The 17,093-nt window shown below is 39.1% G+C and carries 14 protein-coding genes and 1 pseudogene; 12 read left to right on the plus strand and 3 right to left on the minus strand.

All coding sequences use genetic code 11. The features are described 5' to 3' along the window. The 3 genes from recN to spo0A all read left to right on the plus strand — a co-directional run bounded on the left by recN (position 1) and on the right by spo0A (position 4,207). The gene (gene recN / locus ACWATA_RS02340) at positions 1-1,728 is read left to right on the plus strand and encodes a DNA repair protein RecN (protein WP_028411588.1); all 1,728 of its coding nucleotides are present in this window, start codon (positions 1-3) and stop codon (positions 1,726-1,728) included. Between the two features lie 182 nt (positions 1,729-1,910). Then, positions 1,911-3,191, plus strand: coding sequence for a SpoIVB peptidase (gene spoIVB / locus ACWATA_RS02345; protein WP_028411587.1), 1,281 nt, complete (start codon positions 1,911-1,913; stop codon positions 3,189-3,191). A gap of 227 nt (positions 3,192-3,418) precedes the next feature. Then, positions 3,419-4,207 carry a sporulation transcription factor Spo0A gene (gene spo0A / locus ACWATA_RS02350; protein ID WP_013084985.1) on the plus strand — a complete coding sequence of 263 codons (789 nt, stop codon included), beginning with the start codon at positions 3,419-3,421 and terminating at the stop codon, positions 4,205-4,207. Positions 4,208-4,577: 370 nt separating this feature from the next. Here spo0A and ACWATA_RS02355 read toward each other — a convergent pair whose 3' ends face one another. Beyond that, a complete protein-coding gene (locus ACWATA_RS02355; protein WP_033579713.1) occupies positions 4,578-5,909 on the minus strand; it encodes a peptide MFS transporter in 1,332 nt (443 codons plus the stop codon). Between the two features lie 313 nt (positions 5,910-6,222). Beyond that, positions 6,223-6,375: a YycC family protein gene (locus ACWATA_RS02360; RefSeq protein ID WP_064504589.1), complete on the minus strand. Its 153-nt coding sequence runs from the start codon at positions 6,373-6,375 to the stop codon at positions 6,223-6,225. 124 nt (positions 6,376-6,499) lie between these two features. Here ACWATA_RS02360 and ACWATA_RS02365 point away from each other — a divergent pair, with 124 nt between their 5' ends. Further along, positions 6,500-7,228, plus strand: coding sequence for a glycerophosphodiester phosphodiesterase (locus tag ACWATA_RS02365; protein WP_165635152.1), 729 nt, complete (start codon positions 6,500-6,502; stop codon positions 7,226-7,228). Positions 7,229-7,240: 12 nt separating this feature from the next. On the opposite strand, the gene ACWATA_RS02370 is transcribed toward ACWATA_RS02365, so the two are convergent. Next, entirely contained in the window at positions 7,241-7,492 is a 252-nt protein-coding gene (locus ACWATA_RS02370; protein ID WP_320518010.1) for a DUF2627 domain-containing protein, read from the minus strand. A 175-nt stretch (positions 7,493-7,667) separates the two neighbouring features. Between ACWATA_RS02370 and ACWATA_RS02375 the strand changes: the two genes are divergently transcribed. The 8 genes and pseudogenes from ACWATA_RS02375 to ACWATA_RS02410 form a co-directional block, all read left to right on the plus strand. Continuing rightward, positions 7,668-9,737, plus strand: coding sequence for a sigma-54 interaction domain-containing protein (locus ACWATA_RS02375; protein WP_034271001.1), 2,070 nt, complete (start codon positions 7,668-7,670; stop codon positions 9,735-9,737). A gap of 238 nt (positions 9,738-9,975) precedes the next feature. Continuing rightward, positions 9,976-10,887, plus strand: a complete 912-nt coding sequence (gene yqiS, locus ACWATA_RS02380; protein ID WP_028411582.1) for a phosphate butyryltransferase — start codon at positions 9,976-9,978, stop codon at positions 10,885-10,887. A gap of 12 nt (positions 10,888-10,899) precedes the next feature. After that, the gene (gene bcd, locus ACWATA_RS02385; protein WP_473049561.1) at positions 10,900-12,003 is read left to right on the plus strand and encodes a branched-chain amino acid dehydrogenase; all 1,104 of its coding nucleotides are present in this window, start codon (positions 10,900-10,902) and stop codon (positions 12,001-12,003) included. Between the two features lie 96 nt (positions 12,004-12,099). Beyond that, on the plus strand, positions 12,100-13,179 hold the full coding sequence (gene buk / locus ACWATA_RS02390; RefSeq protein ID WP_372492011.1) for a butyrate kinase: 1,080 nt from the start codon (positions 12,100-12,102) through the stop codon (positions 13,177-13,179). Positions 13,180-13,207: 28 nt separating this feature from the next. Beyond that, entirely contained in the window at positions 13,208-14,629 is a 1,422-nt protein-coding gene (lpdA, locus tag ACWATA_RS02395; protein WP_275210714.1) for a dihydrolipoyl dehydrogenase, read from the plus strand. A 20-nt stretch (positions 14,630-14,649) separates the two neighbouring features. Then, complete coding sequence (locus ACWATA_RS02400) at positions 14,650-15,642, plus strand: thiamine pyrophosphate-dependent dehydrogenase E1 component subunit alpha (protein ID WP_014458261.1); 993 nt, start codon at positions 14,650-14,652, stop codon at positions 15,640-15,642. A 12-nt stretch (positions 15,643-15,654) separates the two neighbouring features. Further along, positions 15,655-16,638, plus strand: a complete 984-nt coding sequence (locus tag ACWATA_RS02405) for an alpha-ketoacid dehydrogenase subunit beta (protein WP_013084975.1) — start codon at positions 15,655-15,657, stop codon at positions 16,636-16,638. 15 nt (positions 16,639-16,653) lie between these two features. Beyond that, positions 16,654-17,089, plus strand: a pseudogene (locus tag ACWATA_RS02410) (biotin/lipoyl-containing protein); the annotation flags it as partial. Positions 17,090-17,093 lie beyond the last annotated feature (4 nt).

The raw sequence follows: 17,093 nt of genomic DNA on the forward strand, positions 1-17,093 counted from the left end.
TTGTTAGCTGAATTATCCATTAAAAACTTTGCGATTATTGATGAACTTTCTGTTTCATTTGAAAAAGGCTTAACGGTATTAACAGGCGAAACAGGAGCGGGAAAGTCGATTATTATTGATGCCATTTCATTGTTAGTAGGTGGAAGAGGCTCTTCGGAGTTTGTCCGCCATGGAACAGACAGAGCCGAAATTGAAGGGCTTTTCTTATTTGATGAAGAACAGCATCCGAGTCACGAAAAAGCCAAACAAGTCGGTTTGGAAGTGGAAGATGGAATGATTGTGCTTCGCCGAGATATCACTACAAATGGGAAAAGTATTTGCCGTATCAATGGGAAGCTCGTCACGTTAGCTATCCTACGTGAAGTCGGACAGACGTTAATTGATATACATGGACAGCACGAGCACCAAGATTTAATGAATCAAGATCGTCACTTAACTCTTCTTGATCAATATGGAGGAGAAAAAGTAGAAGAGGCTTTGACGGAGTATCGAGAGGTATTTTCGAGGTATACGTCGCTAAAAAAGCAGTTGGATCAATTAACTGAAAATGAGCAGCAGATGGCACATCGCCTCGATCTTATTCAATTTCAATTAGATGAAATCAAAGCCGCAAATTTGCAGCTCAATGAAGACGAGGAACTAAATGAAGAGCGTTTGAAGATTTCCAACTTTGAAAAGATCTATACGTCGCTAAACGATGCGTACAATGCGCTGCACGGTGAACATCAAGGTCTGGATTGGGTAGGCGTAGCAATGAATCATACGGAGGATATTTCGTCACTGGAAAAAAACTATGCCGAAATTTCGGAGATTATTTCATCGAGCTTCTATCAGTTAGAAGACGCATCTTATAAAATTCGTCAGCAGCTGGATTTATTAGAATTTGATCCGAAACGCTTAGACTTTATTGAAGCGCGTTTAAATGAAATTAATCACTTAAAGCGTAAATACGGTCAAAGTGTAGATGAAATTCTAGAATATGCAGCACAAATTGAAGATGAAATTGATCGTATTGAAAATCGAGATACGCACGTGAGCAAGATCAAAGAACAGTTAAACAGCGTAGCACAGGATTTATTAGTAGAAGCTAACAACGTTTCAGCTATTCGAAAAAAACTTGCTCAGGAGTTAACGGACAGCATCCATCATGAGCTTCAAGAACTCTATATGGCTAAAACCGTATTTCAAATTAAATTCTCTGTCGTAAATGCAGGTAAAAATGACGTTGAAGTAAATGGCGAAAGAATAAAATTCACCAAAGACGGCATTGACAACGTAGAGTTTTATATTTCTACCAACCCTGGTGAACCGTTAAAGCCTCTTGCGAAAGTAGCATCAGGCGGAGAACTGTCAAGGATCATGCTGGCGTTAAAGAGCATCTTCTCTAAGCATCAAGGCGTGACGTCCATTATCTTTGATGAAGTTGATACAGGCGTAAGTGGAAGAGTAGCTCAATCGATCGGTGAAAAAATACATGCCATTTCCGTTGATTCGCAGGTTCTTTGCATATCTCATTTGCCGCAGGTAGCAGCTATGGCAGATACTCATCTCTTTATTGCTAAAGAGATAAAAGGTGATCGTACAACGACATCTGTTCTTCCATTAACTCTTGATGAAAAAGTAAAAGAAATTGGTCGAATGATTGCAGGAGCTGAAATTACAAGCTTAACGAAGGAGCATGCCAAAGAGCTTTTAGATTTAGCGGATAAGATGAAGCAGACCATTTAAAAAAACACCTTTTAACACGTAACAGTATGTGTTAAAGGTGTTTTTTTATACAAAATGGAGGAACTGAAAATGTTTCCTTGCACTTCTTTTCATTTTTCTCTGAACTTCTGTTATAAATGCGCTCTAAGAAGGCTAAATTAAATGTGTAGCCATTTAGGCGAGGAAGCGAGGAGAGTGAAAACATGCAAAATCGATACAGACATATAATTGGTGCGATTCTCCTTGTTTCGTTCATTTTTGTAGGATTTATTCCAGTTGTGCAACAATATATACACATTCCAAAACAAATCGTCTTATTTGAACAGCAAAAAGAAAAAATTAATACGACATTACCGCTTAGCGTAGAAGCTTCATCACCTGTTTACGATGTAACAAGTAACAAGGCGAAGCTGACCGTAGCAGGCAAACAGGTAGGCAAAGAAGAGTTGATGCTTCATTTGGCCGGTATTCCTGTAAAGCGTGTAGACGTGCAGGTATTATCTGATTTTAAAGTCATTCCTGGTGGACAATCAATCGGTGTGAAATTAAATTCAAAAGGTGTTCTTGTTGTAGGCTATCATCAGGTAGATACAGCAAAAGGTAAAAAATCTCCTGGCGAAATTGCGGGTATTCAAGTTGGAGATATGATTACGAAGATTAATGGTAAAACCATTGAAAAAATGAGTGATATTACACCGTTTATTCAGCAGGCAGGGAAAACGGGTGAACCATTAAATCTGCATATTTTAAGAGAAAAAAAGCAGTTTGACACGAAGCTGTATCCGTTAAAAGATAAGCAAGATTATGCGTACAGAATCGGTTTATACATCCGTGATTCAGCTGCAGGAATTGGCACAATGACTTTTTATGATCCAAAATCTAAAAAATACGGCGCTTTAGGCCATGTTATTTCGGATATGGATACAAAAAAGCCAATCGTAGTAGAAGATGGACAAATTGTCCGTTCGACCGTTACATCAATTGAGAAAGGTTCGAACGGCGTTCCCGGCGAAAAGCTAGCGAGGTTTTCTGAAGATAGACAAATCATTGGAAATATTACACGAAATAGTCCTTTCGGTATTTTTGGAAAATTGTCTTCAACGATGGAAAACGGAATAATGGATAAAGCAATGCCAATTGCTCTATCTCATCAAGTAAAAGAAGGACCTGCTAAAATTCTAACGGTAGTAGATGATGATCAAGTGGAAGAATTTGATATTGAAATTATGAGTACTATACCTCAAAAGTTTCCGGCTACTAAAGGAATGGTCATTAAAATTACAGATCCTAAATTGTTAAAGAAAACAGGTGGAATTGTTCAAGGAATGAGCGGGAGTCCGATTATTCAAAACGGTAAAGTCGTTGGAGCGGTTACCCATGTTTTTGTAAATGATCCTACCTCCGGTTACGGTGTCCATATTGAATGGATGCTTAATGAAGCAGGAATCGATATTTATAAAAATAATCGAAAAAAAGCGAGCTAATGTTGTCATTAGTTCGCTTTTTTTGATAAAAATTATTGTCGTAAATGTACGAGAAAAACGTCGAAAAACAAAGAAAATAAGAGAAAATCGAATAAATTCCATTTAAAAGACTTTTTTCTAAAAAAATAAAGGAAATAATGTTGCATTGTCGAATTTGTCCTTTAGAATAAAGAATAGAGACACGTAGGAAACGACGTATAACATAAAGGACTGAGGAGGAATCTGCATTGAAAAAAATTAAAGTATGCTTGGTTGATGATAATCGGGAACTAATTGGTTTGCTTGAAGATTATATTTCAGAGCAAGAAGACATGGAAGTAATCGGAGTAGCTTACAATGGACAAGAGTGTTTATCCATTTTAAAAGATAAAGATCCGGATGTTCTTGTATTAGACATTATTATGCCGCATCTAGATGGATTAGCAGTTTTAGGTCAGTTAAAAGAAATGAAAAAAGAAAATTATCCAAATGTCATCATGCTAACAGCATTTGGGCAAGAAGACGTAACGAAAAAAGCGGTTGATTTAGGAGCTGCTTATTTTATTCTAAAGCCGTTTGATATGGAAAACTTAGTGAATCATATTCGTCAAGTTAGCGGACAAACATCTTCATTTATGCAACGTTCATCTTCTTCCATGCGTTCGCATCGCGACAGCAAACCAGCAAATTTAGATGCAAGCATTACGAGCATCATTCACGAAATTGGTGTACCTGCTCATATTAAAGGCTATTTATATTTGAGAGAAGCCATTTCAATGGTATATAAGGATATTGAGCTGCTTGGGTCGATTACAAAAGTGCTGTATCCTGACATTGCAAAAAAATACAATACAACAGCAAGCCGCGTTGAGCGCGCCATTCGTCATGCCATTGAAGTAGCATGGAGCCGAGGGAACATTGATTCTATTTCTTCATTATTCGGATATACTGTCAGCATGTCAAAAGCAAAGCCGACAAATAGTGAATTTATCGCCATGGTTGCGGATAAATTACGCCTTGAACATAAAGCGAGTTGAAAGGGATAGGACTGCTGGAATTACGGGGTTTTGAGTGAGCTGATACCTTTTGTAATACAGAGTACATGCCGATAAACTTTTGGAATTTACACTAGATAGCAAACTGAAAATCAATAAACTTTTTACTGGAGGGCCGATGAATTTTAATCATTCATGGGTCCTTTCATTTTGTTTTAAGAGTTGGAAATAGGGAGGTTAAGGGAATGTACATCTTGTGATCCATAGTAGTGTATTTTATTGAAATAATTTATTTAATTGTTATGAGGGCTTTGTGTTTGAAAGAAGATTTAGAAGATGTGTTAAAAAATTCATCTACATATATGGATAAGTAAATGATAAAAAAAGCAGCCTTCAGAAAAGGCTGCTTTTTTTAATCCATTAATTTAGCAATCGGTTTTGAAAGGAACAAAACAATAATTCCAAGTACAATTGTTACAGCTCCGATTAAGCTGAAGATGTCGAAATAACCTAACGACTGTGTATAAGATGCAAGAACACCCGCTAGCTTATTAGCAACAGCAGAGCTTGCCATCCATACGCCCATTAAAAGAGAAGCAAGCTTTAATGGAGCCAGTCTACTTACCATAGACAACCCTACTGGCGAAATCATAAGCTCAGCTAGCGTGTGCAGGAAGTAAGTGAAAATCATAAATAGAATATTTACTTTTAAAGCTGGGTCATTACCAGTATACATAACGGCTGGAATTAAAATTAAGAATCCTAATCCGACTGTTACAAGTCCCATACCCATTTTTGTTGGTGTTTTAAAATCACCGCGTTTTGAATTTCCTAGCTTGTACCAAACAAGTGACATAATTGGTGCTAAAATCATGATAAACAGTGGATTCAATGATTGGAACCACTCTGTTGGAACCGTAAAACTACCGATTTGACGATCAATTTGATCTTGAGCATATAGCGTTAAAGAACTTCCAGCCTGTTCAAAAGCTGTCCAGAAAGCAATAACAACGAAAGCTAGAATAACGATAGCAACCGTTCTTTTCTTTTCTCGTGCTGTCAGCGGAGCAGTTGATGTTTGAGATGCTGCTGCATGAACTTTTCCTGTAGGCTCTTTCCCAATATCACCTAAATAGCGATTAGCCAGTAGGTTAAATAAAATTTGTCCAACAACCATTCCGATAGCTGCTGTTAAAAATCCGTATTTATAACTCATTAATCCAACAACTAATGGGGCGAAAAATGCACCAAAGTTAATACCCATATAAAAAATGGTAAAAGCACCGTCACGGCGAGGATCATTTTCTGCATAAAGATCTCCGACCAATGTGGAGATATTTGGTTTGAAAAAGCCGTTTCCGATAATTAATAAAGCAAGTCCGATATACAAAGCGGCTACGCTTTGATGAATGAAGATGGAAAAATTCCCGAGTGCCATAATCACACCACCGATTGTGATGGCTAGCCTTCTTCCGAGGAAGCGGTCTGTTAAATATCCGCCAATCATCGGCGTAATGTAAACAGCACTAGTGAATGTTCCATATAAGCTCAGTGCAGTTGCTTTATCTACCCCGAGTCCACCTTGAGCAGCGGTAGCAGTTAAATAAAGAACCAGAATGGCTCTCATTCCATAATAACTAAATCTTTCCCATGCCTCAGTCGCGAATAATAAGTACAGTCCAGGAGGGTGTTTTTTCCTAGACTCATTTGGCTGCTGATTTTCGTGTTGTACAGCTGCTTGCATAATGAAGTCCCCCTAAAATTTCTCTCATACTATTTAATTCTTTTATTTGAATTGATCAAAAAATCAAAATATAAGTACTGGAATAAATATAATGTATTTTTATTTTAGTAGAAAAACAATAATTTCGTCAATGAAATTATATGGAAAAATCAAAAAATAATTAAATATACACAAAAAAGTATTAAATTACTTATTTAAAAGCATTTTTAAAAATATATTTATATTATTAAATATTCTAATATATGTTATGGGAAATGAAGTAAGAAAGTAATACTATTTTTGGAAACGAAAACTCGAAAGAAAAAAGGATCTGTTATTCAGATCCTTTTTTATCTTCGCCCGCATTTAATTCAGCAAGCTTCTGCAGCAAAATATGCTGAGGCATATGCATCAATTGCTCGAGGGGGATATTTAATTGTTCTGCTAATTTTACGGCTGTATCCGGAGAAATTTGCAGTGGTCTCATACACAACGACCTCCTTTTGCATATAAAGTAATGAAAGTGAAGAAGTATAAACAGTAAATTCGTGCTTTCACTATTAAGTAATGCTAAAGTTAATAATAAGTGATAATAGAGGAGTTGAGCAAGTATGTTTGTAATAGGTCATCGCGGCGCAGCTGGAACGTTTCCTGAAAATACGATGATTTCCTTCAAAGAAGCAGCGAGAGTCGGAGCACACGGAATTGAACTTGATGTGCATATGACAAAGGATGGAGAACTTGCTGTAATTCATGATGAAAAAGTAGATCGAACGACGAATGGAAAAGGGTATGTAAAAGATTTTACGTATCAAGATTTACAAAAATTAGATGCGAGCTATAAGTTCAAAAAAAAGTACGGGGGATGTAAAATTCCCATGTTAAATGAAGTAATGGAGTGGGCTTCAAGTGAAGGAATTAGCGTAAATATTGAGTTGAAAAACAATATATTTGACTATCCATACTTAGAAATGAAAGTTTTAGATTTAATTTATTTATACAAGATGAAGGATCGAACGATGATTTCATCTTTTAATCATAACAGCTTAGCCCGAATTGGTTCTTTGGATTCTACGATTGAAACAGCTATTTTATATTCTTATCCGATGTATGAGCCTTGGGTATATGCGCAGCATCTTGGCGCAAAAGCTCTTCACCCTAATCAGCGTACCGTGAATGAAGTAAATGTAGCCGCTTCAAAAGATTGTCAAATTCCAGTGCGACCTTACACAGTAAATGATGTAAAAGTAGCTGAGCAGCTTCGGAAATATGGATGTGAATCCATTATTACTGATTATCCTGAAAAAATGGTGAAGCAATTTGGGGGACGCTTTTCGTAAAAAAACATCGCATTAATGCGATGTTTTTTTATCTTTTTGAAATCTGTTTTGAACTTTGTTTCGCTTGCGGTCTCTGTGCAGAATAAAGCCAGCAACAAATCCAAGGCCGATTACAAATAACAGAAGGCCGACTGAAAATTGCAAAAATAAAGAAGGGAACGGGAATTGCAGGATGCCAAAAATCATATCTCTCATCAGTTTAATGCCATATCCAGCGAGTATACCAGGAATAAGTAAGATTAGCAGGGCAATAATTCGAACCATAGCTTCTCCTTTCGCTTCTCTTTTTTAAAATGAATGCGTTTACATTATAAAACCGTTATACTTGAATCATAAAAGAACTAAATAAATTGTCAAGAGCGTTTCTTTTTTTATATGATAGGTATATGCAATATTTTGCACGGAACATGTACATATTAAGTAGAAAAGGTGAAAAAATATGCAAAATGTGTTGATCGTTGGAGGAGGAAAAGGCGGATTAGCTATTCTGAAAATCTTGTTGGAAACCGAATTTATGAAAGTGATTGGTGTAGTAGACGTACGAGCTGACGCGCCGGCTGTTTTGCATGCGAAAGAACAAGATATTTCAACCGGAATGAATTGGGAGCCTTATATGACAAAGCAGCTCGATGTCATTGTTGAAACAACAGGTAAACAAGGTGTTTTTCAACAATTGCAGAGAAGCAAACCAGCTGATGCACTGGTAGTTCCGGGATTGGTTGCTGAAATTATGGCCAATCTGATGGAGGAAAAAGAAGAGTTAATTCAGCGGTTAAAGCAAGAATCGTATAAATATGATCTTATTTTTAACGCGGCTCATGATGCGATGGTCGTGATTGATAGGAATGGATATATTACGCTATTTAATCAAAGTGCCGAGCGTTTGACGAACTTTTCACACAGAGATGTAATTGGTAAGCATCTTCATGAAGTCATTCCAAATAGTAAACTTGTTGATGTTCTTCATACAAAAACGATTGATCAAAATAGTGAATTTGTGTTAGATAGCGGACGGAAGGTCATTACGACTAGAATACCAATACTCGACGAGAATAGAGAGCTGTTTGGTGCCTTTTCGATTTTTAAAGATATTACGGACGTTGTCGGATTGGCAGAAGAAGTTACGAACTTAAAAGAAGTACAAACTATGCTTCAAGCTATTATTCAATCTTCTGAAGAAGCTATTTCGGTTGTCGATGAAGAAGGAAGAGGGATTTTAATTAATCCTGCTTATACGAGAATTACGGGTTTAAAAAAGACGGATATTATTGGTCAGCCCGCGACTGCCGATATCTCTGAAGGAGACAGTATGCACATGAAGGTGCTGCAAACAAGACGTCCTGTTCGAGGTGTAAGAATGAGGCTTGGTCCGAGTAAAAGAGACGTAGTTGTGAATGTTGCCCCTGTTATTGTGGATGGAAAATTAAAAGGCAGCGTTGGCGTTATTCATGATATGTCTGAAATTCAAGAGCTTACAAATGAACTCAAAAGAGCGCGTCAAATTATCCGAACGCTTGAAGCGAAATATTCATTTGCTGATATCATTGGTCAGTCTGAAGAATTTCAGTTAGCAATTGAGCAGGCTAGACTTGCTGCTAAAACACCAGCTACTGTTTTGCTTAGAGGTGAATCTGGGACGGGTAAGGAGCTGTTTGCACATGCGATTCATAATGCGAGCAGCCGAAAGTTTAATAAATTTGTTCGGATCAACTGTGCTGCACTTTCTGAGTCTTTGCTTGAAAGTGAACTTTTTGGGTATGAAGAAGGAGCTTTTTCCGGGGCAAAACGAGGCGGAAAACGAGGTGTTTTTGAAGAAGCCAATAACGGTAGCATCTTTTTGGATGAAATCGGGGAGCTTTCAGCTCATATGCAGGCTAAGCTGCTTCGAGTGCTTCAAGAAAAAGAGCTTATTCGCGTTGGAGGCACGACCCCTATTCCGGTGAATGTTCGCGTGATTGCAGCTACGAATGTGAATTTAGAAAAAGGAATGGCTGATGGAAGCATTAGACAGGACTTGTATTATCGGCTAAACAAAATTCCGATTCACATACCTCCTCTTCGGAAGAGAAAAGAGGATATTGGAGCGCTTGTTACACACTTAATTACAAAAATTAATCAAGATTACGGCCGACATGTTGAAGGGGTAACAGATCGGGCCTTACAATCATTGAGATCATACGACTGGCCAGGAAACGTCAGAGAGCTTGAAAACATATTAGGAAGAGCTATTATTTATATGCACTATACGGAAACAATGATTGATTCTGTTCATCTCCCTTCACTTGAAGGCAAGGGCAAAAAAGAAAAAAATCAGGCGAATGAAGAGGTAGTATTCGAAGGGAAGACTTTAGCGCACATGATGGAAAATTATGAAGCTGAACTTATTCAAAAAGTGCTGATTGCAAACAAGTATAACCGAACGAAAACAGCAAAACAGCTCAATATTTCCCTGCGTTCTCTGTATTATAAGTTGGAAAAATACAATCTTGCAAATAACAGCATGCAATAAAATGCATGGTGTGCAAGTTATTGCATATAAATAGAGAGGTATTCTTTTTTTCTGTTTGTCGTTAGAATCAATAAAAAAATTTTTTTGTGCGTAGAAACGGATATAAGCAGCTATATTATGTAATATATGCAGAGTGTGGCACAAATCTTGCATATATTTTAAGTGACTGCATAAACGCGCAGTATGCTCTTTAAAAAGGGGCAAAAGAAAGAATGAAAAAGGAGAGGTCGAACATTCCATGACTCTTGCTACCATCTTATCTCGGGTTGCTAAGCAGTCTTCTTTGACTGTTGCTGTTGCTGCAGCTGAAGACTTAGAAACAATTGAGGCAGTGTATGAAGCTGTGTCAAGGGAAGTTTCTGAATTTATTTTGTTTGGCAACGAAACAACAATTAATGAATTATTCAGGCAGTACCGCCCATCCTTACTCACTCATAAGGCTGTGACGGTCGTACATACGGAGTCCGTTTTAGAAGCGGCTCAATTGGCTGTGCGTTCAGTTCAGCAAGGTCAAGCTCATATCGTAATGAAAGGGAATTTATCCACATCGCTTATTTTAAAAGCTGTGTTAAATAAAGAGCATGGTTTGCGTACGGGAAATGTTTTATCACACGTAGCTGTGTTTGATGTTCCTCACTATGACCGCCCTATTCTTGTAACAGATGCAGCTATGAATATTACGCCATCTCTGGAAGAGAAAGTTCAAATCATTCAAAACGCGGTGAACGTTGCTCACTCGATTGGGATAGAGGTGCCAAAGGTAGCTCCTGTTGCAGCGGTTGAAGTTGTGAACCCTTTGATGCCTGCCACAGTAGAGGCTGCACTTCTTACACAGATGAACCGCAGAGGACAAATTAAAGGTTGCGTTATTGATGGACCTTTAGCACTCGACAATGCCATTAACATAGAAGCAGCCAAGCAAAAAGGCATTCAAAGTGAAGTTGCCGGTCAAGCAGATATATTACTCGTTCCAGCAATTGAAACAGGGAACGTCTTATATAAATCCCTTATTTATTTTGCTAAAGCAAAAGTTGGAGCTATTCTAGCGGGGGCAAAAGCTCCGGTCGTCTTAACATCCAGAGCAGATTCATCAGAAAGTAAATTATACTCACTGGCGCTTGCTATCAGCGTCGCTCAACAGAATTCTTAGGAGGCACTAACAATGAAAATTTTTGACTATATGGAAACATACGATTATGAGCAGTTATTATTTTGCCAAGATAAAGATTCAGGCTTAAAAGCCATTATTGCGATTCATGATACAACAATTGGACCAGCTCTAGGCGGTACGAGAATGTGGACATATGAATCAGAAGAGGCTGCAATTGAAGATGCGCTTCGTTTATCACGCGGAATGACTTATAAAAATGCAGCAGCAGGCTTGAATTTAGGAGGAGGAAAAACGGTTATTATGGGAGATCCTCGCAAAGACAAAAATGAAGCGATGTTCCGTGCATTTGGCCGCTTTATTCAAGGGTTAAATGGTCGATATATTACAGCAGAAGATGTGGGCACAACGGTAGAGGATATGGATATTGTATATGAGGAAACGGATTATGTAACGGGTGTATCTCCTGCCTTCGGTTCATCAGGCAATCCATCACCAGTCACAGCCTACGGCGTATACCGAGGAATTAAAGCAGCAGCAAAAGAAGCATTTGGAACAGATATGCTTGAAGGAAAAGTAGTAGCTGTCCAAGGTGTAGGAAACGTAGCATATAATTTATGCCGCCACCTTCACGAAGAAGGGGCAAAACTTATTGTAACGGATATTAATAAAGAAGCTGTTCAGCGTGCGGTAGAAGAATTTGGTGCGCAAGCAGTAGACCCAAATGATATTTATGGTGTAGAATGTGATATCTATGCTCCTTGTGCACTCGGAGCAACGATTAACGATGAAACGATCCCTCAAATAAAAGCAAAAGTTATTGCAGGGGCAGCTAATAATCAATTGAAAGAAACGCGTCATGGTGATTTAATTCATGAATTAGGCATTGTATATGCACCGGACTATGTTATTAATGCAGGAGGCGTTATTAACGTAGCTGATGAGCTAGTTGGATATAACCGTGAGCGTGCGCTGAAAAAAGTTGAAGGTATTTATGATAATATTGAAAAGGTAGTTGAAATCTCAAAGCGAGATGGCATTCCAACCTATCTAGCAGCAGATCGCTTAGCTGAAGAAAGAATTGAAAAGCTGCGTCGTTCACGCAGTCAATTTTTACAAAATGGACAGCATATTTTAAGTAGACGTCATACGCGCTAATGTTTGAGCTGAAGGCTAGGCAAAAGGAATAAATGAAATCCTTTCGACCTAGCCTTCGTTTATGAGAATGATAAGGTAGGAGGACATGTGTTGGATATGCACGAATATCGAATGCTGATAATAAATCCGGGTTCAACGTCCACAAAAATTGGCGTGTTTCACAACGATAAACCAATTTTTGATCGAACAATCCGCTACGATTCACAGCAAATGAATCAGTTTGAGACGATATATGCACAGTATGAGTTCCGTAAAAACTCGATTTTAGAGGCACTTGATGAAGAAGGGATTAATTTATCTAAATTAAGTGCAGTATGTGGAAGAGGAGGGCTTTTACGCCCGATTGAAGGCGGCACATACGAAGTAAATCAAGCCATGCTCAAAGATTTAAAAGACGGTTATGCCGGCCATCATGCTTCAAATTTAGGCGGGATTTTAGCGTTTGAGATTGCGTCTGGATTAAATATTCCAGCATACATTGTTGATCCAGTGGTGGTAGATGAGCTAAGTGACATCGCTCGTATCTCAGGAACTCCTTTTATGGAAAGGAAAAGCATCTTTCATGCGCTGAATCAAAAATCGGTGGCTCGAAAAGTGGCCAAAGAAATGAATAGCACATACGAACAAATGAACGTTATTGTTACCCATATGGGCGGGGGCATTACAGTTGGAGTTCACAAGTGCGGAAAAGTAATTGATGTGAACAATGGCCTGCACGGCGACGGTCCTTTTAGTCCAGAGCGCGCTGGCGGTGTACCGGTTGGTGAATTAGTTCGTCTTTGCTTTTCAGGTCAGTATTACCGCGAGGAGATTATGAAAATGCTTGTAGGAAAAGGCGGACTTGTCGGTTATTTGGGCACATCTGACGTGCAGAAAGTCGAAGCGCTAGTGAAAAATGGAAACGAAAAAGCTAAGCTTATCTACGAAGCAATGGCTTATCAAATTTCGAAGGAAATTGGAGCTGCCAGTACGGTATTGCATGGAAAAGTAGATGCCATTATTCTAACGGGAGGCATTGCTTATTCAAAAGCGTTTGTTGAGCTGATTATTAATCATGTAAAGTGGATTGCAGATGTCATTGTTTATCCTGGAGAAAATGAGCTTCAAGCGCTAGCTGAAGGGGCTCTCCGAGTGCTTACAGGTGAAGAAGAAGTAAAGGAATATAAAGGCGCTTAATAGCGTTTGCAGAAAGGTGTGAAGCAGTGTGGCAAAAGAATATGATTTGGTCATTCTCGGCGGTGGAACCGGAGGGTACGTAGCAGCTATTCGTGCCTCTCAGTTAGGTCTATCGGTAGCGGTTGTGGAAAAAAATAAGTTAGGCGGCACATGCCTGCACGCAGGGTGTATCCCAAGCAAAGCTTTACTAAGAAGTGCAGAAGTCTATCAAACGGCTAAGAAAAGCAGTGAATTTGGCGTAGAAACGTCCAATGTACTATTGAACTATGCTCGTGTACAAGAACGAAAGTCAGAAATTGTTTCACAGTTACATAATGGTGTCAAACAGCTAATGAAAAAAGGTAAAATTGACGTATATGAAGGGATTGGACGTATTTTAGGACCTTCTATTTTTTCTCCTATGCCAGGAACCATCTCCGTCGAATTAAAAAGCGGTGAAGAAAACGAAATGCTTATTCCAAAGAATGTAATTGTCGCAACAGGGTCTCGTCCTAGAACATTACCTGGTTTAACAATCGATGGAGAGAAAGTAATCACTTCAGATGAAGCATTAAAGCTGGAAACACTTCCTGCTTCTATTATTATTGTGGGAGGCGGCGTCATCGGAATTGAATGGGCGTCAATGCTCACAGATTTTGATGTTGATGTAACGGTTGTTGAATACAGCGATCGAATTTTACCAACAGAAGATCAAGATATCTCCCGTGAAATGACGAAGCTTTTAAAAGCAAAAGGAGTGACCATTATTACTTCTGCTAAAGTAATGGCTGATACACTGTCTGTTGGTGGTCAGGTGAAAATTTCTGCTCAAGTAGGAGACGATATGCAAGAATATGAAGCAGAAAAGCTGCTTGTATCTGTAGGGCGTCAAGCGAATGTCGAAGGAATTGGTCTCGAGAATACCGATATTGTAGTAGAAAACGGTGTGATTGCCACAAATGATTTTTATCAAACGAAAGAATCTCATATCTACGCAATTGGAGATGTGATTGGTGGACTGCAGCTTGCACATGTAGCTTCTCATGAAGGAATTGTAGCTGTTGAGCATTTACACGGTGAAAAGCCTTTGAAGATTGATTATACAACAATCTCTAAATGCATATACAGCAGCCCGGAGGCAGCAAGTGTAGGATTAACAGAACAAGAAGCAAAACAGCAAGGATTTCAGCTGAAGGTTGGAAAGTTTCCGTTTAAGGCCGTTGGAAAAGCTCTTGTATATGGAGAGGCAGAGGGATTTGTTAAAATTATTGCCGATGCCGACACAAATGATGTTCTTGGTGTGCATATGATTGGACCTCACGTGACGGATATGATTTCTGAAGCGGGTCTTGCAAAGGTATTGGATGCTACACCATGGGAAATTGCTCATACCATTCATCCTCATCCTAGCCTTTCAGAAGCGATGGGAGAAGCTTCATTAGCTGTAGATGGAAAAGCGATTCATTTTTGATGATTAAAGGAGGTTTAAACATGACAAAAAACCGTCATGAATCATTAGGATTAACTGATGAACAAGTACTTGAAATGTACCGCACTATGCTGCTTGCACGAAAAATTGATGAGCGTATGTGGCTATTAAACCGTGCAGGGAAGGTGCCTTTTGTTATTTCATGTCAAGGTCAAGAAGCCGCTCAGGTTGGCGCAGCTTTTGCCTTAAACAGAGAGAATGATTACATATTACCTTATTACCGCGATCTGGGTGTTGTGCTGGCATTTGGAATGACTGCGCGCGATTTAATGCTTTCTGGGTTTGCTAAAGCAGAAGATCCAAACTCAGGAGGTCGTCAAATGCCAGGTCACTTTGGCCATAAGGAAAAGCGAATTGTAACAGGATCTTCTCCAGTTACAACACAGGTGCCTCATGCAGTAGGAATCGCTTTAGCAGGACGATTGGAGAAAAAAGACTTAGTCACGTTTGTTACGTTTGGAGAAGGATCTTCTAACCAAGGAGACTTCCACGAAGGCGCGAACTTTGCAGGTGTTCATAAGCTTCCTGTTATCTTTATGTGTGAAAATAACAAGTATGCGATTTCTGTTCCGGTTGAAAAGCAGCTAGGGTGCGCAAAAGTATCTGATCGTGCGATTGGATATGGTATGCCAGGCTACACAATTGATGGAAACGACGTCCTTGAAGTATACCGAGTGGTAAAAGAAGCAAGAGATCGTGCATCCAGAGGAGAAGGGCCTACTCTTATTGAAACTGTTTCAGAGCGTTTGACTGCCCATTCAAGTGATGACGATGATCGTGCATATCGCGGCGCAGAAGAATTGTCTGAAGCTAAAAAGAGTGATCCGCTTGCGTACTTTGCGGCTTATTTAAAAGAGGTTAACGTGTTAACCGATGAACGAGAAAAACAAATGCTTGATGATATTATGAACATCGTTAATGATGCAACAGATTATGCTGAAAACGCTCCTTATGCAGAAGCGGAATCGGCTTTAAAATACGTGTACGGTGAGTAAGGAGGAGAACATATGCCGGTTATTTCATATATTGATGCAGTAACAATGGCCATTCGTGAAGAAATGGAAAGAGATTCCCGCGTGTTTGTATTAGGAGAAGACGTAGGGAAAAAAGGCGGCGTATTTAAAGCAACCAACGGACTGTACGAACAGTTCGGAGAAGAAAGAGTCATTGACACACCTCTTGCAGAGTCCGCCATTGCGGGGGTAGGAATCGGAGCGGCAATGTACGGCATGCGTCCAATTGCTGAAATGCAGTTTGCTGATTTTATTATGCCTGCAGTCAATCAAATTGTGTCAGAAGCAGCAAAAATTCGCTATCGTTCTAATAATGATTGGAGTTGTCCAATTACAATTCGAGCTCCTTACGGCGGCGGAGTTCACGGTGCTCTTTATCATTCTCAATCTGTTGAAGCACTCTTTGCCAATACGCCAGGGTTAAAGATTGTGATGCCTTCTACGCCTTATGATGTAAAAGGATTATTAAAAGCAGCTATTCGTGATGATGATCCAGTTCTTTTCTTTGAGCATAAGCGTGCGTACCGTTTGATTAAAGGAGAAGTCCCTGAAGATGATTATGTACTTCCGATTGGCAAAGCAGATGTAAAGAGAGAAGGAGACGACATCACGGTTATTACATATGGTCTTTGTGTACACTTTGCTCTTCAAGCTGCTGAAAAGCTAGAAGCAGACGGTATTTCAGCACACATCTTAGATTTAAGAACGGTCTATCCACTTGATAAAGAAGCTATTATAGAAGCAGCATCTAAAACAGGTAAGGTCCTGCTTTTAACGGAAGACAACAAAGAAGGCAGCATTATGAGCGAAGTAGCAGCTATTATTGCTGAACACTGCTTATTTGATTTAGATGCGCCAATTCAGCGCCTTGCTGGCCCCGATGTTCCAGCTATGCCGTATGCACCAACAATGGAAAAATATTTTATGGTGAATCCAGATAAAGTAGAAAAAGCAATGAGAGAATTAGCTCAATTTTAAAAGGAGTTGTATCAATTGGCTATTGAAAAAATTACGATGCCGCAGCTCGGTGAAAGTGTAACAGAAGGTACAATTAGCAAATGGCTCGTTTCTGTTGGAGATCACGTAAATAAGTACGACCCGTTAGCTGAAGTCATGACGGATAAAGTAAATGCTGAAGTGCCTTCTTCTTTTAGTGGAACAATTAAAGAGTTAATTGCAGGTGAAGATGATACTTTACCCGTGGGAGAAGTGATTTGTTTAATTGAAGTAGAAGGAACTGTACCTCAAAAAGAACAGAAAACGTCTGATAAGACTGTAGAAGAATCAGCGCCAAAAACAGCGGACAGTCAATCCAATAAAAGCCGATACTCTCCAGCTGTTATGCGTCTGTCACAAGAACATAATATTAATTTAGATACCGTGACAGGAACAGGAGCGGGCGGCCGCATTACGAGAAAAGATATTTTAGCTGT

The sequence above is a fragment of the Priestia sp. USM5 genome, assembly GCF_058323215.1.